23 protein-coding genes, 1 tRNA gene and 1 pseudogene are annotated in these 19,921 nt (G+C 69.9%); 9 read left to right on the top strand and 16 right to left on the bottom strand.

Annotated elements, in window-relative coordinates:
* The first annotated feature begins 5 nt into the window (after window positions 1-5).
* The 6 genes from OG410_RS22310 (at window position 6) to OG410_RS22285 (ending at window position 4,850) form a co-directional block, all read left to right on the top strand.
* Window positions 6-647 carry a hypothetical protein gene (locus OG410_RS22310; protein WP_329300824.1) on the top strand — a complete coding sequence of 214 codons (642 nt, stop codon included), beginning with the start codon at window positions 6-8 and terminating at the stop codon, window positions 645-647.
* Between the two features lie 7 nt (window positions 648-654).
* Complete coding sequence (locus OG410_RS22305) at window positions 655-1,524, top strand: peptidoglycan-binding protein (RefSeq protein ID WP_329300823.1); 870 nt, start codon at window positions 655-657, stop codon at window positions 1,522-1,524.
* Entirely contained in the window at window positions 1,521-1,727 is a 207-nt protein-coding gene (locus OG410_RS22300) for a hypothetical protein (protein WP_329300822.1), read from the top strand. The genes OG410_RS22305 and OG410_RS22300 overlap by 4 nt, the downstream gene beginning before the upstream one ends.
* Window positions 1,724-1,978, top strand: coding sequence for a hypothetical protein (locus OG410_RS22295; RefSeq protein ID WP_261706673.1), 255 nt, complete (start codon window positions 1,724-1,726; stop codon window positions 1,976-1,978). The genes OG410_RS22300 and OG410_RS22295 overlap by 4 nt, the downstream gene beginning before the upstream one ends.
* Before the next feature lie 161 nt (window positions 1,979-2,139).
* Window positions 2,140-3,189 (top strand): Yip1 family protein, encoded by a 1,050-nt coding sequence (locus OG410_RS22290; RefSeq protein WP_329300821.1) that lies wholly within the window; start codon window positions 2,140-2,142, stop codon window positions 3,187-3,189.
* Window positions 3,190-3,416: 227 nt separating this feature from the next.
* On the top strand, window positions 3,417-4,850 hold the full coding sequence (locus OG410_RS22285) for a recombinase family protein (RefSeq protein WP_329300820.1): 1,434 nt from the start codon (window positions 3,417-3,419) through the stop codon (window positions 4,848-4,850).
* 136 nt (window positions 4,851-4,986) lie between these two features.
* Here the strand turns inward: OG410_RS22285 and OG410_RS22280 are convergent.
* A pseudogene (locus OG410_RS22280) lies at window positions 4,987-5,892 on the bottom strand (replication initiator); the annotation flags it as partial.
* On the opposite strand from OG410_RS22280, the gene OG410_RS22275 reads away from it, so the two are divergent.
* Window positions 5,856-6,410: a GNAT family N-acetyltransferase gene (locus OG410_RS22275; RefSeq protein ID WP_329304203.1), complete on the top strand. Its 555-nt coding sequence runs from the start codon at window positions 5,856-5,858 to the stop codon at window positions 6,408-6,410. The pseudogene OG410_RS22280 and the gene OG410_RS22275 overlap by 37 nt on opposite strands.
* 813 nt (window positions 6,411-7,223) lie before the next feature.
* Here OG410_RS22275 and OG410_RS22270 read toward each other — a convergent pair.
* The 3 genes from OG410_RS22270 to dcd all read right to left on the bottom strand — a co-directional run bounded on the left by OG410_RS22270 (window position 7,224) and on the right by dcd (window position 8,670).
* Window positions 7,224-7,355 carry a hypothetical protein gene (locus tag OG410_RS22270; RefSeq protein WP_328670511.1) on the bottom strand — a complete coding sequence of 44 codons (132 nt, stop codon included), beginning with the start codon at window positions 7,353-7,355 and terminating at the stop codon, window positions 7,224-7,226.
* Between the two features lie 219 nt (window positions 7,356-7,574).
* Window positions 7,575-8,084 (bottom strand): phosphoribosyltransferase, encoded by a 510-nt coding sequence (locus OG410_RS22265; protein ID WP_329300819.1) that lies wholly within the window; start codon window positions 8,082-8,084, stop codon window positions 7,575-7,577.
* A 10-nt stretch (window positions 8,085-8,094) separates the two neighbouring features.
* Entirely contained in the window at window positions 8,095-8,670 is a 576-nt protein-coding gene (gene dcd, locus OG410_RS22260) for a dCTP deaminase (RefSeq protein WP_328450202.1), read from the bottom strand.
* A gap of 500 nt (window positions 8,671-9,170) precedes the next feature.
* Between dcd and OG410_RS22255 the strand changes: the two genes are divergently transcribed.
* Window positions 9,171-9,244 (top strand) — tRNA-Gly (locus OG410_RS22255).
* Window positions 9,245-9,636: 392 nt separating this feature from the next.
* On the opposite strand, the gene OG410_RS22250 is transcribed toward OG410_RS22255, so the two are convergent.
* On the bottom strand, window positions 9,637-9,996 hold the full coding sequence (locus tag OG410_RS22250) for a winged helix-turn-helix transcriptional regulator (RefSeq protein ID WP_329300818.1): 360 nt from the start codon (window positions 9,994-9,996) through the stop codon (window positions 9,637-9,639).
* 80 nt (window positions 9,997-10,076) lie between these two features.
* Between OG410_RS22250 and OG410_RS22245 the strand changes: the two genes are divergently transcribed.
* Entirely contained in the window at window positions 10,077-10,781 is a 705-nt protein-coding gene (locus OG410_RS22245) for an SDR family oxidoreductase (RefSeq protein WP_329300816.1), read from the top strand.
* Window positions 10,782-11,154: 373 nt separating this feature from the next.
* On the opposite strand, the gene OG410_RS22240 is transcribed toward OG410_RS22245, so the two are convergent.
* From OG410_RS22240 to OG410_RS22190, 11 genes are all read right to left on the bottom strand, one after another.
* A complete protein-coding gene (locus OG410_RS22240; RefSeq protein WP_329300814.1) occupies window positions 11,155-11,283 on the bottom strand; it encodes a hypothetical protein in 129 nt (42 codons plus the stop codon).
* A gap of 151 nt (window positions 11,284-11,434) precedes the next feature.
* Window positions 11,435-11,878: a PIN domain-containing protein gene (locus tag OG410_RS22235; protein ID WP_329300812.1), complete on the bottom strand. Its 444-nt coding sequence runs from the start codon at window positions 11,876-11,878 to the stop codon at window positions 11,435-11,437.
* Entirely contained in the window at window positions 11,875-12,141 is a 267-nt protein-coding gene (locus OG410_RS22230) for a CopG family transcriptional regulator (RefSeq protein WP_329300810.1), read from the bottom strand. The genes OG410_RS22235 and OG410_RS22230 overlap by 4 nt, the downstream gene beginning before the upstream one ends.
* Window positions 12,142-12,386: 245 nt before the next feature.
* Window positions 12,387-13,088, bottom strand: coding sequence for a zinc ribbon domain-containing protein (locus OG410_RS22225; RefSeq protein ID WP_329300809.1), 702 nt, complete (start codon window positions 13,086-13,088; stop codon window positions 12,387-12,389).
* Window positions 13,089-13,719: 631 nt separating this feature from the next.
* On the bottom strand, window positions 13,720-13,881 hold the full coding sequence (locus OG410_RS22220) for a hypothetical protein (RefSeq protein ID WP_329300807.1): 162 nt from the start codon (window positions 13,879-13,881) through the stop codon (window positions 13,720-13,722).
* Window positions 13,882-13,893: 12 nt separating this feature from the next.
* Complete coding sequence (locus tag OG410_RS22215; RefSeq protein WP_329300805.1) at window positions 13,894-14,457, bottom strand: phage tail protein; 564 nt, start codon at window positions 14,455-14,457, stop codon at window positions 13,894-13,896.
* Window positions 14,454-16,427, bottom strand: a complete 1,974-nt coding sequence (locus OG410_RS22210) for a putative baseplate assembly protein (protein ID WP_329300803.1) — start codon at window positions 16,425-16,427, stop codon at window positions 14,454-14,456. Before OG410_RS22210 ends, OG410_RS22215 begins: the two co-directional genes overlap by 4 nt.
* Window positions 16,427-16,849, bottom strand: a complete 423-nt coding sequence (locus OG410_RS22205) for a GPW/gp25 family protein (RefSeq protein ID WP_261704782.1) — start codon at window positions 16,847-16,849, stop codon at window positions 16,427-16,429. Before OG410_RS22205 ends, OG410_RS22210 begins: the two co-directional genes overlap by 1 nt.
* Before the next feature lie 112 nt (window positions 16,850-16,961).
* Complete coding sequence (locus OG410_RS22200) at window positions 16,962-17,279, bottom strand: PAAR domain-containing protein (protein WP_329300801.1); 318 nt, start codon at window positions 17,277-17,279, stop codon at window positions 16,962-16,964.
* Between the two features lie 60 nt (window positions 17,280-17,339).
* Entirely contained in the window at window positions 17,340-19,163 is a 1,824-nt protein-coding gene (locus OG410_RS22195) for a VgrG-related protein (RefSeq protein ID WP_329300800.1), read from the bottom strand.
* Window positions 19,160-19,879, bottom strand: a complete 720-nt coding sequence (locus tag OG410_RS22190; RefSeq protein WP_329300799.1) for a CIS tube protein — start codon at window positions 19,877-19,879, stop codon at window positions 19,160-19,162. The genes OG410_RS22195 and OG410_RS22190 overlap by 4 nt, the downstream gene beginning before the upstream one ends.
* Window positions 19,880-19,921 lie beyond the last annotated feature (42 nt).

Below are 19,921 nucleotides of genomic sequence, written 5' to 3'. Positions count from 1 at the left end.
CCGTCATGGCCCTGCTCACCCCGCTCGGCAGTCTCCCCTACCCGCAGCCCGCCGACGCGGCGAACGTCCCGCAGCACATCCAGTCCCTCGCCGAGGCCGTCGACGGCCGGACCGTGCTGCGCTTCGCCGACGCCGCCACCCGCGACGCGAAGGTGACGTCCCCGGTGGCCGGCATGCTCGTCTGGCTCAGCACGCCCAAGCAGTTCTGGTACCACACGGGCAGCGCCTGGGCGCAGCTCGCACCCGGCCCGGTCCACCTGGCCAACACCACCACCGGCACGACCACCTCGGCGACGTACGTGGAGACCCTCACCGGCTCCACCGGCGACCCGACCGCGGTCACCTTCACCGCACCGGCCTCCGGCTCCGTCCTGGTCACGGTGGGCGCCCGGATCAACAGCAGCGCGGCGACGGCCGCCTACATCTCCGCGAACATCCGCCTGAGCACGACCGTCACGCTCGCCGCCGCGGACGCCCGGGCGGCGATCTCCTACGGCACCAACCTGTGCTCCGCCACCACCCAGTTCCAGGTGACCGGCCTGACGGTGAACAGCTCGTACACCGCCACCCTCGCCTACAAGTCGGCCGCCACCACCAGCACCGCGACCTTCACCAACCGGTTCGTGACCGTCACCCCCGTCACCTGAGGACGCCATGGCCACTCCCCTCACCCCGGACGCCCTCGTGCGCGCTCTGCGCGCCGAGGGCGTCGTCGTCCGCGAGCACGGCGCCTGGCGGACGCACAACCGCAACCACAAGGGCCCCTGGGGCCCCGTCAACGGCGTGATGCTCCACCACACCGCCGGCTCGGACAGCCTCCGCCTCTGCCTCGACGGCACCGCGGCCCTGCCCGGCCCGCTCTGCACCGGCCTGATCACCAAGGACGGAGACGTGCACCTGGTGGGCCACGGCCGTACCAACCACGCCGGTTCCGGCTCCACCGCCGTACTGTCCGCCGTGATCGCCGAGAAGACCCCGCCGCCCGCCCCGGGCCCGGACGCCGTCGACGGCAACGCCCGCTTCTACGGCTTCGAGATCGAGAATCTCGGCACCGGCCGCGACCCGTACCCGACGGCCCAGCTCGACGCCGTCGAACGCCTGTCGACCGCCCTGTGCCGCGCCCACGGCTGGAGCGCGGCGAGCGTGATCGGCCACAAGGAGTGGACGCGGCGCAAGATCGACCCGTCCTTCTCGATGCCGGGCATGCGCACCAGGATCGACGCCCGCCTCGGCCTCCGGCCGGCCCCCGGCCCGGCGCCGTACGAACCCTTCCCCGGCGCCGCCTACTTCGTCCCCGGCCGCCGCGGCCCACTGATCACGGCGATCGGCCGGCGCCTCGTCACCGAGGGCTGCGGCCGCTACACCGTCGGCCCCGGTCCGGTCTGGGGTGCGGCGGACGTCCGTTCGTACGCCGCCTGGCAGCTGGCACTCGGCTACCGCGGGCCGGCCGCCGACGGCGTCCCCGGGCGCACGAGCTGGGACCTGCTGCGGGTGCCGCGTACGGCCGAGGAGGCCGTCCGATGAGCGACTCGACCCGCCGCACGCTCCGGACGTCCTTGCAGACCGTGCTCGCGCTCCTCCCTCTGCTCGCCGGGGAGCCGTCGGCCAGGAACGCGCCCGCCGTCGCGGGTGTGGTGGCGATCGCCGCCGCGCTCACCCGTGTCATGGCCCTGCCGGAGGTGGAACGTCTCCTGCCCTCCTGGCTGCGCAAGGAGGGCCGTACGTGACGACACGCGAAGCGGAAGGAGTCGCCCTGGAGCTGGAACGCCTGCGCCGCTCGGTCGATGTCGGCTTCGCCACCACCCAGGGCGACCTCGCCCTGCTCCTCCAGCGCGTCGACCAGACCGACAAGATGCTCAGCGAACACGAGGACCGCCTGGACGCCCTCGAACGCGCCCGCTGGCCACTCCCGTCCCTGGCAGCGGTGACCTCCTGCACCGCACTGGCTGTGACCCTGTGGGAAACCACCCACAGATGACTCCGGATGACCCACCGGTGGAAGACATGGGCCATGGACCCCGCACCCACCTGCGGATCCCCCGTCCCACGGCCCGTGTCTTCCACTCACCGCCACCCGACCGCCCCTGGGGTACAACACAGGCACGACCACCCTGACGCCCCCTGACAACCCCTTAGGGGATGTCACAGCTCGGCACCGATGGCGGGCCCGTCGCCCCGGGCCGGGCACGTCATTCTTCGGAACCAGGTACGTTCGATGACGTGGCTGGATTCAGGATCGGACGCGGGGGCCGGGACAACCGTGCCTCGCAAGGGCGACCGCAACAACAACCGTCGTACGGACAGTCCTCCCAGGGACGTGGACAACAGTCCCCCCAGGGAGGCGGGCAGCAGCCGTACGGCTATCCGCCCGCGCCATCGCAGCCGCAGTACGGGGGACAGCAGCCGTACGGCGGACAGCAGGGCGGGCCGCCCTACCGTGGTGGGCAGCAGGGCGGCTGGCCCCAGGGCGGTGGACATGCCGGCGGGCACGGCGAGCCGGAGTACTTCGGCGACGGTCACCCGCAGCAGGGACCGGACCCGTACGCCGCGAACAGCCCCGGCCATACGCAGGCCTTCTCGATCGGCGAGGACCCCTACAACCAGGGCGACGTCTACCGGGCGGGCCAGGCGGCCGCTCCGCCGGTCGGCCCCAGGCTGCACTGGAAGGACCTGCTCAAGGGCATAGTGACGGCCCCGAACCGGACCTTCCTCCAGATGCGCGACTACACGATGTGGGCCCCGGCCCTGATCGTGACGTTCCTCTACGGCCTGCTGGCGGTCTTCGGCTTCGACGGCGCCCGCGAGGACGCCATCAACGCGACCCTCTCCAACGCCGTCCCGATCGTCCTGACGACCGCTGTCGCCCTCGTGCTCAGCACGTTCGTCCTCGGCGTGGTCACCCACACCCTGGCCCGCCAGCTCGGCGGCAACGGTGCCTGGCAGCCCACGGTCGGCCTCTCCATGCTGATCATGTCCATCACGGACACCCCACGGCTGCTCCTCGCCATGTTCCTCGGCGGCGACGCGTCCTTCGTCAAGCTCCTCGGCTGGATCACCTGGGTCGCCGCGGGCGCCCTGCTGACCCTGATGGTCGGCAAGTCCCACGACCTCCCCTGGCCGAAGGCCCTCGCCGCGTCCTCCATCCAGCTGATCGCCATCCTGTCGATCATCAAGCTGGGCACGTTCTGACGCCGTAGGGCACACACCCCCACCCGGAACCGACAAAGAGGGACCCCCGGCACACCGCCGGGGGTCCCTCTCACGTCATGACCGCGAACCGTCATGGGCGCGAGCCGCGCCTACGCGTCGAGCACCTGCCCGGACCGCCAGACGACGGGAGGTTCGGCGTCCAGGCTGACTTGACTCGATGACAGTAGTAGTCTGATCCCCGCTCTTGAGGCTGGGGAGGCCCGGACGTGGCACGCCGAGTAGGGATCTACACCCGCATCTCGCGGGACGACGAGGGCGACGCGTTGGGCGTAGCCCGCCAGCAACGAGACTGCGAGCGTCTCGCGGATCTCCGTTCCTGGCAGGCCGTGAAGGTCTACGAGGACAACGACGTATCGGCCTACAAGCGCCACGTCGTACGCGAGCAGTTCGAACTGATGCTGAGCGACCTGAGCGCCGGCCTCATCGACGGCATCGTGGCGTACGACCTAGACCGACTCGCGCGGCAGCCGCGAGACCTTGAGCGGCTGATCGAGGTCTTCGATGAGCGCCCACGGCTGGAGTTCGCAACGGTCACGAACGACGTCAATCTCGGAACGCCGGACGGCCGCACCATGTCGCGCATCATGGTCGCTTTCGCCAACAAGTCGTCGCTTGATGCCTCGCGCCGCATCAAGCGCAAGCATCTGGAGCTGGCCCAGCAGGGCAAGGACAGCGGCGGACCGGCACCCTACGGATGGCTCAAGGAAGACCGAAGCAAGGTCGACCCGAAGGCAGCCGTAGCCATCCGGGAGGCCCAGCGCGAAATCCTCGCCGGCGTCCGCATCGGCACGATCCGTACGCGCTGGCAGGAACAGGGCTTGGGGAATCCCCGCGCAGGCACCAAGCGAATGGCTCACCACCACGTCGAGCACATCCTCACGAACCCGAGGTTGGTCGGATACCGGACCTACCACGGCGACATCCTGAACGGCGAGGACGGCCGACCCGTCATGGGTGAGTGGGAGCCGATCAACACCCTCGAAGAGTGGGAAGCGGTGTGCGCCGCAGTCGCCGAGCGAAAGCAGAAACACCCTGGGCATCTCCTCGCGCGCAAGTACATGCTGTCGGGCATCGCTCGCTGCGGCCTGTGTAAGTCGAAGATCCGGGGCCAGACCAACCAACGGTGGGAGCCGGGATCCAAAGCAACGAAGTTCACCTACCGGTGCTCGGTCGTCAATGGCGGCTGCGGCAAGGTGGGACGCGTTGGGGAACCCGTGGACAGGCTGATAGCTCAACTCGCACTGGAGGAGCAGCGATCCCGAGCAGCCGTCACGACCGTTCCAATTGGACAACGCTGGGCGCGGGATGCCGAGTTGGAACAGGTCAACGAGGACATCATCCAGCTAGTGAACGCCGAGCGTTCGAAGCAGATCACCGTGACCACGCTCTTGCAGCTCCTTCCCGGCAAAGAGCGAGAGCGCGACGAGCTGAAGTTGGAGCGCGCCCGGTTCTACAAGGAACTGAAGCAATCCGAGGCCAAGGGCGACGCCGCGAACCTGACGCTGGACGAGTTCTTCGATCTGCCGATTGAACGGCAACAAGAGATCGTGTTGCACAGCCTGTCAGCCGTGATCATCCATCCAGCAGGCAGAGGCAAGAGGAAGTTCGACCCGAGCCTCATCGAACCCGTGTGGCGCTGAAGATCACGCACGCCCCTGCAAGACGAGCGCACGGCGCACCCACTCTTCGTCGCGCTCAGGTGCACGCCGAAGATGCATCTTGATCCACTCCTCCGCGGTCATCAGCTTTTTGTCCCCATCCTTCGGGGATGTCGACCTAGTCGACCGGCTCGTCGAACGCACCTCCTGCCCTCTCCTCGCGTGCGGTTTCGCGATTGAGCTGGATGTCCTTTGCGATCGAGGCGGCGAGCCAGGATTCGCCGGGGGTGTGGCCCTGTCCGACGTAGGTCCAGTGGGCGAGCACCAGCGTGGAGCCCTCCGAGTCATCGAGATCCTCGGGCAGGCCCCGTTCGCGGCGTTCCTGGCGTGCGCGGAAGTCGGCGCGGACCTGGCGCCGCTCGCCCAGGGTCGAGGAGTAGGCGCGGGACTTGGTCATGAAGTGGCCCCGGAAGCCGAGCATGTGGGCCCAGCGCCACAGCATCCGGTCCGGATAGGCGTCGTCCAGGTCCCGGCATGCCTCGACCAGCCGTCGCGTGTGCGCGGGCAGCGGCAGACCGTCGAGTTCCGAGAGCTCCCCGATCCGGCGGTCCACGGTCTCGGTCGTCTCGGCTGCCTTGGTAACGTACTTGGCGACGTAGGAGGCGACCGCCCCGTCGGTCAGCTCGATGCCCTCGATGCCGCCGATGGCCTGAACGTCGACCTGACTGCCCCAGCACAGGACACGGGCGGCGAAGGCACCGGCGGACTGCACGGAACCGAGACCCGACCGGCGGCAGCACGGATGGCGTCATCCAGGAGCGCGACCGTCGCCCAGGCCGGGGCGGGGAGTCGGGCCCGTCCACGCGCACCACCGCGTGGAAGTGCACGGCGCCGCGTTTCTGGAACTCCGCGACCTTGCCGAAGGAGACCCGGCACACCTCCCGCATGGCCGTCTGGGACAGCCCCGCACGAGCGGCGACCTCACGGCGCAGGTAGATGGTGAAGCGGCGCCACAGGTCCCGGCGTGGTTATTCCACAGCACCGCCCCTGCGTAGTCGTACCGGGCAAGGTCGAGGGCCGTGCCTCCTTTCCTTCCGTGAGGAAGCCGCATCCTGGCTCAGTCGACTTGGTTCCGATCAGTGGAGCCGCCCGTACCCGGCAGACCGCTTGCTGGCCACCATCGAAGCCGGGACTGTGTTCATGGTTCGGGATGGCGAGGCACCTGCGGCGACGATCACTCTGACGTCTGAGGCGGAAGATGGGCTCTGGTCTGACGATGAGCTGAACGAGCCCTCGATGTTCGTCAACAAGCTCACGGTCTCTCGTGAGCACGCCGGCCAGGACATAGGCGGCAGGCTCCTCGACTGGGCAGGTGACCGTGCCTACCGATCAGCGGCGAAGTGGCTGCGGTTGGACGCGTGGACGGCCAATGACGCTCTTCAGCGCTACTACCTCAGGCATAGGTTCGAGCATGTTCGGACCGTTGCCGAAGGTCACGCCGTGAATGGCGGGCCACGAGTCTCGGGATGGCTTGCGCAGCGCCCTGCACGGCCAGCCGATCACGGCTTCGTGGACGAGACTCCGCAGCCCCTCGCAGGGTGATCCTGTTACGGGTTTCTCTACCTCATCAAGTGCCCGCGCGAGCGCGGGCTGGCCCCTGGGGCCGCAAGCGAGTTACGGCCCTGAGCAGAAACCTTGGCAGGGAGGACCCTCGGCCAGAACGTGCCTCCGGCGGGGGCGCCCCGGCTCCGAGATGGCGGGGGCACCGCTCGGCCGGTCGACGATTCCTTGAAAGGACAGCCCAAAGCGTCAATCGTTCGGTGGGTCAGACCCCCGAGCGATGCCGCAACCAATCCTCACAGTCGTTCGTACAGTGGCGCGCTCCACCTTGACGCCCTGAACCACGCCCGCTCCACGGAGTGTGGACCGACGGCAGACGGGATGGAAGCTGGGGAGGGTGGCGGGTGAGGCAGGGAGTGACATTCACCCACCATGTCACTGAACGTATACCTCTCACCACTTAAAGCAAGCGCCGCATTGAACGTCCAGTGCTGCCACAGCAGGCCGCTGACCAGGCAAAACGCACCGAGGGCCGCCGCTAACAACATCTAGTTTCCGCTAGGAACCACCAGGAACCGCTAGGAACCGCTAGGAACCGCTAGGAACCGCTAGAGCTAGCCGGGGCTAGGGTAGATATAGTGGCCAAGCAAACTGGGTTGGCCAAGCGCGTTTTACAAAATGAGGTTGGCCAGACAACCCCAGACTCAAAGCCCTCCGGCACGGAGGCCCGGCCCTGGTGGCTAGACCAGGACCGGGCTCGTGCGTGGAGTTATCGAAGCGGGTCCGGCCGAGTAACAGACGGTCGGGCCCGTTTCTCTTGGGCCCTGTCTTCCGGCACCGCTTCGCTGCGCAGCACTACCGCGCGAGCTGCTCCACACAGCCTGCGAGCGCCGAGATTGCCGTGAGGATCGCGATCAAGATCTCGGCCTTGTTGGGGCCCCGTCCAGGATCACGGTCCGGCTCTTCCGGCTTTCGCAGATCTGCCATGTCACACTTCCAGTCCGGTCGTGCTAACCCCCGACTAGAGGGGTCTTCGGCTCTTAGGTCCGAAGCTCAGGATGGACCGGAAGTGGACGGCAGAAGCATATCGGTCGGTGCTGATACTCCGAGGCTTGATCCCCGGTGCCCGACCGACACTTGGGACGTTTCAGTGGGTATTTCGCGCACTTCAGATGACACTTCCGCGCAGACCTTGACAGAGGGGGCCTACAAGGCCTCTCTGTTCGGCTTGGCCACTCTTCCCGACCTATGTACTGGAGGCAAAACACTCCAAGGGAAGTTGATCCACTCGTCGGTCCGCTTCCAGACGTACTCGCACTTCACGAGCGACTGGGTCTTCTCGTAGATCACGGCGCTGCGGACCTCGGCGACCTCGCCGACGCAGAAGTCGTGCACGAGCTTGAGTGTCTTGCCCGTGTCGGCGACGTCGTCGGTGATCAGGACCTTCTTGTCGGAGAAGTCGATCGCGTTGGGGACGGGGGCCAGCATGACCGGCATCTCCAGCGTCGTCCCCACCCCGGTGTAGAACTCGACGTTCACCAGGTGGATGTTCTTGCAGTCGAGGGCGTAGGCGAGCCCGCCCGCGACGAAGACGCCGCCCCGGGCGATGGAGAGCACGATGTCCGGCTCGTACCCGTCGTCGGCGATGGTCTGGGCGAGTTCGCGTACGGCGACGCCGAACCCTTCGTAGGTGAGGTTCTCACGCACGGGAGACATGGGTACCGCCTCAGACCTGGGTGCGGTGGAAGTTCAGGAAGGACCGCGAGGCCGTCGGTCCGCGCTGGCCCTGGTAACGGGAGCCGTACCGGTCGCTGCCGTACGCGAACTCGGCCGGCGAGCTGAGCCGGAACATGCACAGCTGCCCGATCTTCATCCCCGGCCACAGTTTGATCGGCAGGGTCGCGAGGTTGGACAGCTCGAGGGTGACGTGCCCGGAGAACCCGGGGTCGATGAACCCGGCGGTGGAGTGGGTGACCAGACCCAGCCGTCCCAGCGAGCTCTTGCCCTCAAGCCGTGACGCGAGGTCGTCGGGCAGCGAGATGACCTCGTACGTGCTGGCGAGCACGAACTCTCCGGGGTGGAGGATGAACGGCTCGTCGCCCTCGGGCTCGACGAGCCGCGTGAGATCCGCCTGCTCGACCGCGGGGTCGATGTGGGGGTAGCGGTGATTCTCGAACACCCGGAAGTAGCGGTCGAGCCGCACGTCGATGCTCGACGGCTGCACCATGGATTCGTCGTAGGGATCGATCCGGACCCGCCCGGCGTCGATCTCGGCCCGGATGTCCTTGTCTGAGAGAAGCACGTCCTGAGGATACGCAAGGCGGGCGGAGCCACCACAATCGTGACGGCCCCGCGCGCCCGTACTAGCGCTCCGACACTGTCTTCTCCATGGCCACCGGCACCACACTGCGGAGCCGGGCACACCGTGGACACCGGAGCAGCCGGCCGGGGCCGAGACGCTCGGCCTGCTGCATCGGGAACGAAGCGGTGCTGAACACGTGCCCCTCGGCACAACGAACGACGGTGCGCTCCATCAAGTCCCAGAGTCCCTTCCCCAAGAGCCGCGTCAGGCTGATGCCCTGACAACGAAATCCACATTACGGGATGAAAGGGATGGCCCTCCAGACGGCACTCCGACTCCGCCGGGACCCACTTCAACGTCCCCACCGTACGCCCCAACTCCGGCCCCTCGCAGCCGCGTCCACCCTCCGAAACGCGACCGGGCCCCGCGGCTTCGACGCCGGGGGCCGGGCATGAGGTACAGTGAGCGGGCATTCGACACCGGCCGAAACCGGCGTCTACGCGGGTGTAGTTTAGTGGTAGAACATCAGCTTCCCAAGCTGAGAGTGCGAGTTCGATTCTCGTCACCCGCTCCATGATTGAGGCCCAGGTCATCGACCCGGGCCTTTTCGCTGTCCGCTGCGATCATTCGCCGCGTGCCGGATCCGTGCCAGAAACTCCCCCGACGGATCTCGGTCCGCTTCTCAGCGAGCCGATCGTCCGCGTCCGCCGTCGTTTCGAAGGTGAACGGCGCCGGACGCGTCACCTCGTCGGGCCCCGGACAACGGGCCTGATGGCGACCGGACTTGAGACGCCGAATCGCACCGAACCGGCGCCGCCCGCCCTTGCGGCCCGGACAGAGCTTGGATGACGGAGACCTTGGCCCGGCCGAGTCGGTCGGCGATCCGGCGGGCGGTGTGATCCGCCTCGTCGAGGGCGGTGGCGGCGGTCTTGCCGCTCCGGTTCATGCCGGCAGTCGACTCATGGGTCAGAGAATCGGCCGGCGGGCTCGGGCCGCCTCGATGTCCGGGACATGCTCTTCGGCCCAGAGTCGTACGGCGCGGAGCGGGATGAGCAGAGAGCGGCCCAGGGGTGTCAGGGCGTACTCGACGCGGGGCGGGTTCTCGTCGTACTCGTGGCGGCTGATCAGACCGTCGGCTTCCAGGGAGCGCAGGGTCTCGGTCAGGACCTTCGGGGTGATGCCCTGGATGTGCCCCTTCAGTTCGGTGAAGCGGTGAGGTCCATCGTCGAGGGCGTTGACGACGAACACCGTCCAGCGGGCGCCGATACGGTGCAGCACCGTGCGGCTCGGGCAGGTCGCCGCCATCACGTTGTACGCCTTGCCCATCGCTGCTCCCAGTTTCGTTGAAGATACCGGTATCAAATCCATACCGTGGTGCTCGATCCTACGAGAGGGAGTCGAGACACATGGAACGGATCCTGGTCATCGGTGGCGCACGGGCGCTCGGTGCGGCCGTCGCGAGGCGTGCGGCGAAGGACGGGTACGAGGTGGTTGTCGGTGCCCGCGACCTGGCTGCGGCCGACGTGCTGGCGCGCGAGATCGGCGCCACGGCGGTGCGGGTCGATCTGCAGGACGAGTCGACGCTCGCGGCCGCGGCGGAACGGCTGAAGGACGGAATCGACCACATCGTGACGACCGGTTCGGCGCCGCACGACGTTCGCGCGACCGAGCTGGATCGCGACAAGCTGCTGGCCGCGTTCACGGCGAAGGTGGTCGGCCCGATGCTGGTGGCCAAGAACTTCGCGTCGGTCCTGCGGCCGACCGGGTCGATGGTGCTGTTCTCCGGTGTTGTCGGCTGGCGCCCTGGGCCGGGATCACTCGTCAAGGGGGTCACGAACGGTGCGGTCGAGTACGCCGCGCGCCACCTGGCGGCGGATCTGGCGCCGGTACGGGTCAATGCCGTCTCGCCCGGGGTCGTGGACTCGGGCGCATGGGACCGCCTTGGTGACAACAAGACCGGCTTGTTGAGCAGGAGCGCGGCCGGAACCTTCGTCGGACGCCACGGCGAGACCGACGACGTCGTCGACACGGTGATGTGGCTCCTCCGCGCGGGTTTCGTCTCCGGCGAGACGATCCACATCGAGGGCGGCGCCCGCCACAAATCCGTCTGACGCCTGGCTGCCGAGTGCTTTCGCGCTTGCGAGCGCTGCCTTCTCCCGAAATCCGCGCTCTTGAGCGAGGCCGAGAACTGCCGGTATCCGGCGGTGAAGTTCAGGTGGTGGCTCGATGTGTGCACGGCGGGTGCCGGTGAACGGCCGAGCAGCCGCTGCCCCGTATTCCTGCCGGGGTTCCCTCGCCCGTCTTCAGTGAGGCTCAACCCCACGGCCGTGCCATCGTCGTGGCGTCCGCCGAAGCCCGAGCCGCTGCCAGGAATGCCGAGGTCTGCACCCTTCCGGGCTGCCGCCTTTCGGCACCGTACAGGCCGGTCGGACCTTGGTCCGGAACACCTGCGGGGCGTTCTGGACCAAGGTCGCGTCACTGCTCTCAGAACTCGAAGTGCTCCTTGATCGGATAGTGGTCCGACTTCCCCGCGTCAGCCAGCACGTCGCATGCCGAGATGGTCGCGGAGGACGGACCGAACAAGTAGTCGATCTTGATGTTTCGGCCGTTCAACGGCTTCGTAGTACACATCGCACCCCTTCCGCACGGGAGGCCCTCAGTCTGCTGTTCTCCCGACAAGGTTGAAGAAGTTTTCGCGCACCGCGGAGGCGACAGTCCCCGAAGTCCCTCGCAGCGACCGGGACTTCGACATCACGAGCCCCCGTCAGAGCGGGAGGTCGTCGGGCAGGACCCTGAATTCCTTGTGGCGGCCCAACGGTCGGACAGCCCGGAAGTCCCGTCGGTCGAGGGTGAGGATCGCGTCGGTGTCGTAGTCGGCGGCGAGCGCCACATTCACCGCGTCGGCGAGATCGAGGTCCAACGCGCCATAGCGGGCGCGGACCGACTGGGCGGCGCCCAGGTGCTCCTCCGTGATCTCCGGCATGACGACGCGCCCCCGGCTCATCCAGCGCCGGAGGTCGTCGACCGCGCTCAGGGCGGCCTCGCGGCCGAGTTCGCGTGTGGCGACGTGATCGAGTTCGGCCAGCAGAAGCGGCGACATGATCAGGAGTCCGGCAGCCATGATCGCCTCGTTCGCCCCCCGGTGCTCCGGGTGAGCCGAGTCGAGGGCGGCCAGGAGGCCGGACGTATCCGCAATGACGATGATCACGCGGCGGTTCCGGAGCCGGACCCCACCTCACGTCGCACGGCGTCTGCGACCGTGTCACGGACCTCGGCCTTGGACGGCGTACGGCCCGGCCCCTCGAAGGTCCGTGAGAACAGCGGCTCGTCCCAGACACGGTTCGCCATCGCCGCGAGATGGATCCCCTGGCGGATGATCTCGGCCTCGCTTATCCCGCGACGCTTGGCGGCCTCTTTGATGATCGCCAGATCTTCCGGGTCGGCGTAGACGTTGGTGCGCTTCATAGACATGTACCAAGGTTAGTCCATGTACTGGATTGATGTATCCGTCGCCGACGTCGGTTCACCCGCTCCACGACAGAGGCCCAGGTCATCGACCCGGGCCTTTTCGCTGTCGCGCAGGGGCAGCTGGACCCCGAGGCGGTCTTCCGGGATCCGCCGACCGGGGGCACATATCCCATGAGCAGACCCATGGCTCGGCCCGTCGAGTGTTCGGCAGCAGCCCGGTGACGGAGCTGGTGCACTCCGGCGTCGCGTCAGCTTCGCTGGAAGAACTCCACCTCCGCAAGGGCCAGTCGGCGGCCCGAAGTCAGGCCGACGGGCGAGCGCAGGGTCAGGCGTACCGTCTTCACGTCGCTGATCCCGGTGGGGATCGTCTGGTCGCCCGGTCTGTCGCTGAGGGTGAGCTGCTTGTTCTGCCGCTCGCCGTCCGCCGTCGTCACCTCCAGGTCCATTCGGAGTGCGCGTGCCTGGCCGTGGTAGTCCTCCGGGTTCTTGGACGGGCCGTTGGTGATGAGGAGGTCGACCATCCGGAACGGCTTGCCGAAGGTGTAGGTCACCGAGGCGCCGGGCGCGGGCGCGCCCCAGTAGCTGTTGCTCAGTCCGTCCGTGGTGTTCTTCGCCGGGTGCCCGGGGACCTCGGCACTCGCCCTGATCCCCACCGGGGTCACGGGCTTGGGCTTGCCCAGTTTGTCCCGGGTGTCCTCGAACAGGGCACGTCCGGCCGGGAGCAGCAGGAGAGCTCCGGCGCACAGCGCCACCACCACGGCCAGGATCACCAGGAGCCGCACCGCCCTGCCCGAACCCGCCCGCACCCGACGGCGGAACGGCCACACGGTCCGCCACCACGGCAGCGGTTCGGGCTTCGCGGCGGGGTTCAGCGCGGTCGCGCAACGCCGGCAGAACCGGCGGCCGGGCGGGTTGGGGGTGCCGCAGGAGGGGCAGGGGGCGCCTGCCACCTCGTCGGGGACCTCTGCGGGGCGTACGACCGGGCGGGGAGTCACCGGCTTCGCGGGGCGTACGGGCTGGATGGGCGCGGGAGTCGGCGTGTCGGGGGTGGGGGCGGGAGCGGCTGGGGGCCGGGGGGCCGGCGAGTTCCGAGGGGCCGGAGTGGGTGGAGTGGCCGGAGCGGGGTGGGTTACAGGGGCCGCGGGCGCCGCGCTCGTGGGGGCGGCCTCGTCGGTGTGGGAGGCCTCGCGGGTGGTCGGGCGGGGGGCGGCAGCGGAGGGCGCGGCACCGGCGTCGCCGGGGCCGGGCCGGGATGCGGGGCGTGCCGTCTCCCCGTGCCGGCCGGAGGTGGTCCCGGAGCCCTCTCCCTCGCGCTCGCCGTCGCCGTCGCGTGTGCCCGCGGCCGGCGCCGTGCTCGCCCGCCGCTCCTCACCGCGGCCGCGACCCGTCAGCCGGGTGCGCAGCGACGAACCGCGGGCGGGCGCGGCGGACGCCGGCTCCTCGGCCGGGGGCGACGAGGGCGCCGGAGTGGCGGCCGGCGGCTCGGGCCGGGTGGTATCCGGTGCCGCCGAGGGTTCGGCAGGTGTGCTCGATACCGGCGGCTCTGAAGCCGTGGGCCGGGGCACAGGCGTGACCGGCGGCTCAGCGGGCGTACCCGAAGGCGACGGCTCCGCGGGCGTACTCGATGCCGGCGGCTCCGCGGGCGTACTCGAAGGCGACGTACTGTCCGACCAGCCCAGGTACGACCCGCAGTTGCCGCAGAAGTCGTCCGTGGAGCCGTTGGACGCCCCGCACACGGGACATGCGCGCATGACGTCACCTCCCTTCGTCGGTGGGCGGGCCGGGCAGGATCTCCACCCGGCAGACGGTGTGCACCGGGCACATGGCCCGGACGACCTCGTGGACCCGGCGCTCGTCCACCCGTGCCTCGCGGCCCGGCCACACCCGGACCAGGGTCTCGGCGGCGGGCTCGGGCGGCAGGTCGGTACCGGCGGTGCTCGACCACGCCGCGCCGCCGTCCCCGCTCACCTCGGCGTGCACGCCGAGGGCGAGCCGCAGTCCCTCGACCAGGCCGCGCCTGGTGCCGCGCCACCGGTGCAGCTCCACCGCGCGGAGGACTGCCTCGCGGCGCAGCTCCACCGGCCACTGCGGGTGGTCGGCGGCGCCCACCCATGACGCCAGCCAGGTCAGGAAGTCGGTCGGAGCCACCCGGGGGTCGAGGTAGGCGGGCAGGTTGTCGAGGGTCGCGAACACCGGGGCGAGGACGGTGTCGAGGCCGGCCGTGAACCGCTGCGCGAAGTCGTCGTCGGCGTACAGGGCGGGCAGTTGCCCGCCGATCGGGTACTGGCTGGGCAGGCCGGGTACGGCGGCGCGGCTCATCCCCGGATCCCTGTCCCTGCACCCGGCTCGACCGCCGTGACGACCACCTGGTGCTGGTAGGAGAAGACCAGCGCGCCCGCGGCCACGTCGATGCGGTCCGTCGGTGCTCCGCGCCGCCCGGTGATCGGGTCGGCGGCGAACAGCAGGATCTCCTCCACCAGCGCGTTGCCGGTGGCGCGTTGCAGCACGCCGAACACGTCGCCGTACTGCACCGGCCGCCCGAAGGGCCACCCGGTGCTGTCCGGACCACCGTGCAGCGGGTTGAGGTGCCGGAACAGCGCGGCGAGCGCCGCGTCGCGCACCCGGTCGGTGTCGCCCGGCGCCGCCGCGAGCCGGGCCACCACGGTGACGCCCTGGTAGGCCGGCGGTTCCACGACGAGGCGGGTGCCGATCAGGCGCCGTTCGTCGAGGCTCGCGGTGATCGCTTCGAGCACCTGGTCGGAGGGGATCAACTGCTCGAAGCGGAGCCGGTCGTCGCCCTCGTCGGCCACCGCGTCCGGCACCACCAGGACCCGTACCGCGCCCGCGCCCTCCGCCGCGGGCAGACAGCGGACCCGGCGCACCGAGGGTGCCGCCTGGCGGCTGATGATCTCGTAGTCCTCGGCGGTCACCGCGCGTTCCTGCATCCGCAGCGCGTCCGGTGCCCGCAGCTTGGCGTTGTCGATGGTCTCGCCGGCGACACCGCCGAGCGCCGCCTCCCGGTTGACGACCCGGGCGACGTAGGGAACGGAGCTGCGCAGCACGGAGATCGCTCCGCGGGCGACGTTGCCGGCCGGTCCGCCGCCGGTGCGGTAGCGGGCCACCCGTATCTGGGCGCCCTTGGGCGGCACGGCACCGCACTGCCGTAGCGTGCCGTCCGGCTCGCGCAGCACCGGCGGGAAGCTGAACTCGCCGGTGGTGGCGTCGGCGCGGACGTGCCGGTCGGCGGGGCCGGAGCGGCCGAAGTGCTCCACCACCTCCCAGCGCTGCCAGCCCTCCTCCGAGGACACCTCCACCACGGGGGGCTCGCCGTCGAGGAGGACCGGCGGGCGGGCGAGCCGGAAGGTCTGCCCGGAAACCCCCTCCGAGGTGCCGAGCGGTACGTCGGTCTCGGTCTCGGCATGCTCGACGGACATGGTGCCGCCCACGGTGAACACCGCCGCCTCGCGCACCGTCGGGGACTCCGAGTAGAACGGCTGGCCCGGTTCCGGCTCGGTGACGCGGCAGCGCAGCCAGCCGGCCCGGGTCCCGCCGATCACCGACGCCGTGTGCGCGGCCGGTATGTACACGATGACCTCGCCGGGCCGGTTCAGGCCGCCGGTGGTGTCCTCACCGGTCTCGCACACCTGCCAGCCGCCGCCGGCCCACGCCTCCCACACCAGCGGGGGCTGGCGCGGGTCCACGCCGACGCCCTCCGTGCGGCTGTCCAGCTGTACGGCGACCACGCAGCGCGGTACGGCCGTCGGCAGGCCGAACAGCAGCGCGTCGCCCGGCTCCGGTGCCGGCTGGAAGCACCGTACGTCGCCGGCCTCGGCGAGCGTCCTGGTCCGGTCGGTCTGCTCGCCGGTCCGGGGCGCGGTCACCAGCCGTATCAACTCGCTTGGCACGATGCGCAGTTCGTCCACGGTCGTGAACACCACGGCCTCGTCGCTCTCGCCGCCCGCGGTGGTCACCTCGGTGCCCGGGGTCAGCGTCACCGTGTCGGGCTGCGGCGCCGACAGCCAGAAGTCGACCTCGGCCACGGCCGCCGCGGGCGGGAACAGGCGGATGCCCAACAGGTCGAGGAACGCGGTGTAGTTCTTGTCCGGGACCCGGTTCAGCCGGTACAGCAACTGGTCCACGAGGTAGGCGAACGTCTCGATCAGGGTGACGCCCGGGTCGGAGACGTTGTGGTCGGTCCACTCCGGGGCGCGCTGCTGCACGTACCGCTTCGCCTCGTCGACGAGTTGCTGGAACCGCCGGTCGTCCAGGTTGGGGGAGGGCAGGGCCATCAGTCGGCGACCAATTCCTCGGCCCCCTCCTCGGAGGGGATCGTGTAGAAGGGAAAGACCAGGTTGCGCCGGTCGTTGGTGGAACGCATGGTGTAGCGCACGTCGATGTAGAGGGTTCCGGCCTCGACGGCGTCGTAGGCGACCACCACGTCGTCCACCGCGATGCGCGGCTCCCACCGTTCCAGGGCCTCGCGCACCTGCTGTGCGACGAGTCCGGCGGTGGCGCCGTCGCCGGGGGCGAAGACGTAGTCGTGGATGCCGCAGCCGAACTCGGGGCGCATGGGGCGCTCGCCGGGTGCGGTGCCGAGTACCAGGCGGATCGCCTCCTCGATCTCCCGCTCCCGTTCGACCATGCCGATCCCGCCGGTCGGCCCGACCCGCAGCGGGAACGCCCAGCCCCGGCCGATGAACCGGTCGCTCATGACACGCTCCCCGTCCGGAGGCCCGGAGCGCCGGGCAGGACCACGCCACCGCGGGCGGGGCGTCCGGCCCGCGACGGGAGCGGACAGCCACGCCGATCGAACCGCTCGCTCATCACAGGCCCCCGATCAGGACGTTGAGGGCGCCGGTCACGATCATCGCGCCGCATGTCGTCTTGTCGCGCGCCCGCGCGGCCGGCAGCCCGCCGATGAGGACCTGGCCCGAGGCGAGTCCGGCCGGGTCGGGCATGATCACGTTGCCCGGTCCCAGGGCCGCGTGCGGGGGAATGACGCAGGCGTGCAGGCTGCCCACGACGGCGGCGGGACGGCCGCCGATCAGCACCCGGGCCACCGCCGCGGCGGCGCCGGGCGGCGGGGTGGCGATCACGCCGCCGTGGTTGGTGGGGTCACCGGTACGGGCTGCGGCCGGCATGCGGTGCTCCTTTCGCTGGTCACGGTGTCGATCCTCATTCGCTGGTCACGGTGTCGAGCCTCAGTTGATCCGGATGAGCTTGGCCTTGAGGACGCCGAGCAGACCGCCGTCGACGGTGACGTCCGAGCTGCCGGTGACGCTCACCCTGCGGCCGCCGATCTTCACGCCGACCCGGCCCTGGATGTCCACGTTCGCGCCCGAGATGCTCACGTCGCCCCGTCCCGCGTCCAGGGTGATGCCCTTCTTGTCGAGCAGGACGGAGGTGAGGGGCTGCCGGCCCTTCCCGGCGTACACCGTCAGCTCGATCCGGCCCCTCCGTTGGTCGAGGCTCACTTCGAGGCGCTCGTCACCGCTCACGAGCCTGAGGCCGGACTGGCCCGGAGCCCTCGCGTCCAGGAGCTCCATCCGGTGCCCCGAACGCGACACGATGGAGCGGCGGTTGACCTTTCCGGTGCCCTTGTCGATCAGCGGGACCTTGTGGGGCGACGGCTTGTCGACGCCGTTGTAGAGCCCGCCGATGACGTACGGGCTGTCCAGCAGGCCCTGTTCGAACCCGACCAGGACCTCGTCGTTGACCTCGGGGCTGAACACGCCTCCGCCGCCCTTGCCGCCCCACTGCACGGTGCGCACCCAGTCGGTGGTGTAAGTGTCGTCCAGCCAGGGGAACTTCAGCTTCACCGAGCCGTTCTCGGCGCCGCCGATCTCGCGTACGTCCGTCACCACGCCGATCGCCAGACCCGGCAGGCGCGAGCCGCGGCCGGGCGCGCCGCCGCCGGTCACCAGGCCGGTCAGGGAGCGGTCCGGGCCGGCGCTCACCCACACCGTCGTCCGGTACCCGCCGTGCGGTTCGAGGACGTGCTGCACCGCCGTCGCCGTGTACTTGCCGGAGAACGCCTGCCCGACGTTGCCGAGCGCCACGGGCTTGCCCGCCCGCAGCTGCGGGTTGCCCTCTGCCACCGCCTCCAGCTCACCGAAACCGGCGCTGACCTGACCGGACACCGCGTCCGCGACCGCGGTCGTCTCGGACAGGGTGCGGTACGGGGTGTCCGCGACGGTCAGCTTCGCCGACTTGCCGAACCGGCCGGCGGCGAGCGCCGGGCTCAGGCCCGGAACCACCGTGTCACTGGTCACCGACGGCTGCCGGGACACCAGCGGCTTCTTGGTGGTGACGTCCCAGCCGCGCACCTCCACCTGCGACGCCCCGTCCGCCGCCGACAGCGAGGCCCGCAGCGCGAGCAGGTTCGCCCCGTACTCCAGCACCATCGGGTTGCGGGACGACGAGGTCGACGGCGCGGGCGCGCCGGACGCCTTGACCGGCTTGGTGAACTGGAGCAGCCCCTTGTCGTCGACGCGCACCAGCGCGCCGCTCTCCCCCGCCAGGAACTGCAGGAAATCCCAGTCGGACACGTTCGCCTGCGAGAGCTGCTTGTAGGTGACCGGCGCGGCCTGCACGGTGCCGCAGGCCAGCCCGGCCCCGGCGGCCACCTTGCGGACGATCGCCGACGCCGTCATGTTCCGGTACGCCACCACCTTGCGGCCCCGCTGGAGGCGGTGCGCCTTGGAGTAGGCGCGCACCACGGTGAACGAGCCCGTGCTGTCCCGGTCCAGTTCGAGGCCCGTCACCTCGCCGTTGAACAGCAGCTCGCGCGCCTGCCCGGACACGGTCACCACCGACACCTTCAGCGGGGTGCCGATGGTGATGCCCGTCGCCTGCAGGAACTCGTGGTCGGGGTCGCGGAAGGTGAGCTGTGCCGCGTCGGGCAGGCCCACGTTCTCGTCCACCACACAGCTCACCAGCTGGGCCGCCCAGATCTGCGGAAGTTCGCCGGGTGTCTCCACCACGGGGTCCGCCGCGAACAACCGGCCCCTTGCCTCGGCGGTCATCGCTCCTCCTCACCGTCCGCGTCCTGCAGCCCCGGCACCACCAGTTCGGTGCCGGGCGCGAGCGCCATCGGGTCGTCGATTCCGTTCGCCTCCGCGATGACCCGCCAGGCCGTCGCGTCGCCGTACTCCCGCCAGGCCAGCATGGCCAGGCTGTCGCCCGCCACCACGGTGTGCGTACTGCGGGCGGTGCGCGAACCGGACGTCGGGTTCTGGCCCGGCGGGTCGACGCTCGCCTCCTCGATCGACAGCGCGCAGGTGGCCCGCAGCGGCCTGCCGTCGACGTCGAACAGCGTGTACGACACCGACAGGCTGGAGAGCACCCCGTCGAACGACGTCGTCCGGGCGGTGCCCCAGGTGAACCGGACCCACGGGCTCGCCGGCTTCTTGCGGCCCAGGCTGGCCGGGGTCGGCACGCACGCCTTCATCAGCTTCTCCACCGCCTGCTCCACCGAGTTGTCGTGTCGGGCGGTGGCGTCCAGGAACACCTCGAGGCTCAGCGTGCGCGGGCCGCTGCCGACGAACTCGGGCAGTGCCGACTGCCCCGCCATCCGGGACGGGGAGCGCCGCCACTCGGTGGTCTTGCTCAGCTGCAGGGTGGAGGGGTTGAACTGGAGGTCGAGCTGTGCGACGGTCCCGCCGGGCTTCGCGCCGACCGACGCCGGGGGCTCCTTCAGGGTCAGCTTGGCCCTGGCCCGACTGGCGCGCGCTGATGACATGGCGGGACCTCCTTTCCGGGGGCCGATACGTGCTGGGGAACT

This window comes from Streptomyces sp. NBC_00659, from assembly GCF_036226925.1.
Taxonomy (GTDB): domain Bacteria; phylum Actinomycetota; class Actinomycetes; order Streptomycetales; family Streptomycetaceae; genus Streptomyces.
This window is presented reverse-complemented; position numbering and strand designations above follow the sequence as displayed.

What these genes read in the sequence shown, in the direction of transcription:
- OG410_RS22310 (WP_329300824.1), top strand. Translation starts at nt 6, where the DNA reads ATGGCCCTGCTCACCCCGCTCGGCAGTCTCCCCTACCCGCAGCCCGCC.
- OG410_RS22305 (WP_329300823.1), top strand. Translation starts at nt 655, where the DNA reads ATGGCCACTCCCCTCACCCCGGACGCCCTCGTGCGCGCTCTGCGCGCC.
- OG410_RS22300 (WP_329300822.1), top strand. Translation starts at nt 1,521, where the DNA reads ATGAGCGACTCGACCCGCCGCACGCTCCGGACGTCCTTGCAGACCGTG.
- OG410_RS22290 (WP_329300821.1), top strand. Translation starts at nt 2,140, where the DNA reads ATGTCACAGCTCGGCACCGATGGCGGGCCCGTCGCCCCGGGCCGGGCA.
- OG410_RS22270 (WP_328670511.1), bottom strand. Translation starts at nt 7,355, where the DNA reads ATGGCAGATCTGCGAAAGCCGGAAGAGCCGGACCGTGATCCTGGACGG.
- OG410_RS22265 (WP_329300819.1), bottom strand. Translation starts at nt 8,084, where the DNA reads ATGTCTCCCGTGCGTGAGAACCTCACCTACGAAGGGTTCGGCGTCGCC.
- OG410_RS22250 (WP_329300818.1), bottom strand. Translation starts at nt 9,996, where the DNA reads ATGGGCAAGGCGTACAACGTGATGGCGGCGACCTGCCCGAGCCGCACG.
- OG410_RS22245 (WP_329300816.1), top strand. Translation starts at nt 10,077, where the DNA reads ATGGAACGGATCCTGGTCATCGGTGGCGCACGGGCGCTCGGTGCGGCC.
- OG410_RS22230 (WP_329300810.1), bottom strand. Translation starts at nt 12,141, where the DNA reads ATGTCTATGAAGCGCACCAACGTCTACGCCGACCCGGAAGATCTGGCG.
- OG410_RS22220 (WP_329300807.1), bottom strand. Translation starts at nt 13,881, where the DNA reads ATGTCCCGTGTGCGGGGCGTCCAACGGCTCCACGGACGACTTCTGCGG.
- OG410_RS22215 (WP_329300805.1), bottom strand. Translation starts at nt 14,457, where the DNA reads ATGAGCCGCGCCGCCGTACCCGGCCTGCCCAGCCAGTACCCGATCGGC.
- OG410_RS22210 (WP_329300803.1), bottom strand. Translation starts at nt 16,427, where the DNA reads ATGGCCCTGCCCTCCCCCAACCTGGACGACCGGCGGTTCCAGCAACTC.
- OG410_RS22205 (WP_261704782.1), bottom strand. Translation starts at nt 16,849, where the DNA reads ATGAGCGACCGGTTCATCGGCCGGGGCTGGGCGTTCCCGCTGCGGGTC.
- OG410_RS22200 (WP_329300801.1), bottom strand. Translation starts at nt 17,279, where the DNA reads ATGCCGGCCGCAGCCCGTACCGGTGACCCCACCAACCACGGCGGCGTG.
- OG410_RS22195 (WP_329300800.1), bottom strand. Translation starts at nt 19,163, where the DNA reads ATGACCGCCGAGGCAAGGGGCCGGTTGTTCGCGGCGGACCCCGTGGTG.
- OG410_RS22190 (WP_329300799.1), bottom strand. Translation starts at nt 19,879, where the DNA reads ATGTCATCAGCGCGCGCCAGTCGGGCCAGGGCCAAGCTGACCCTGAAG.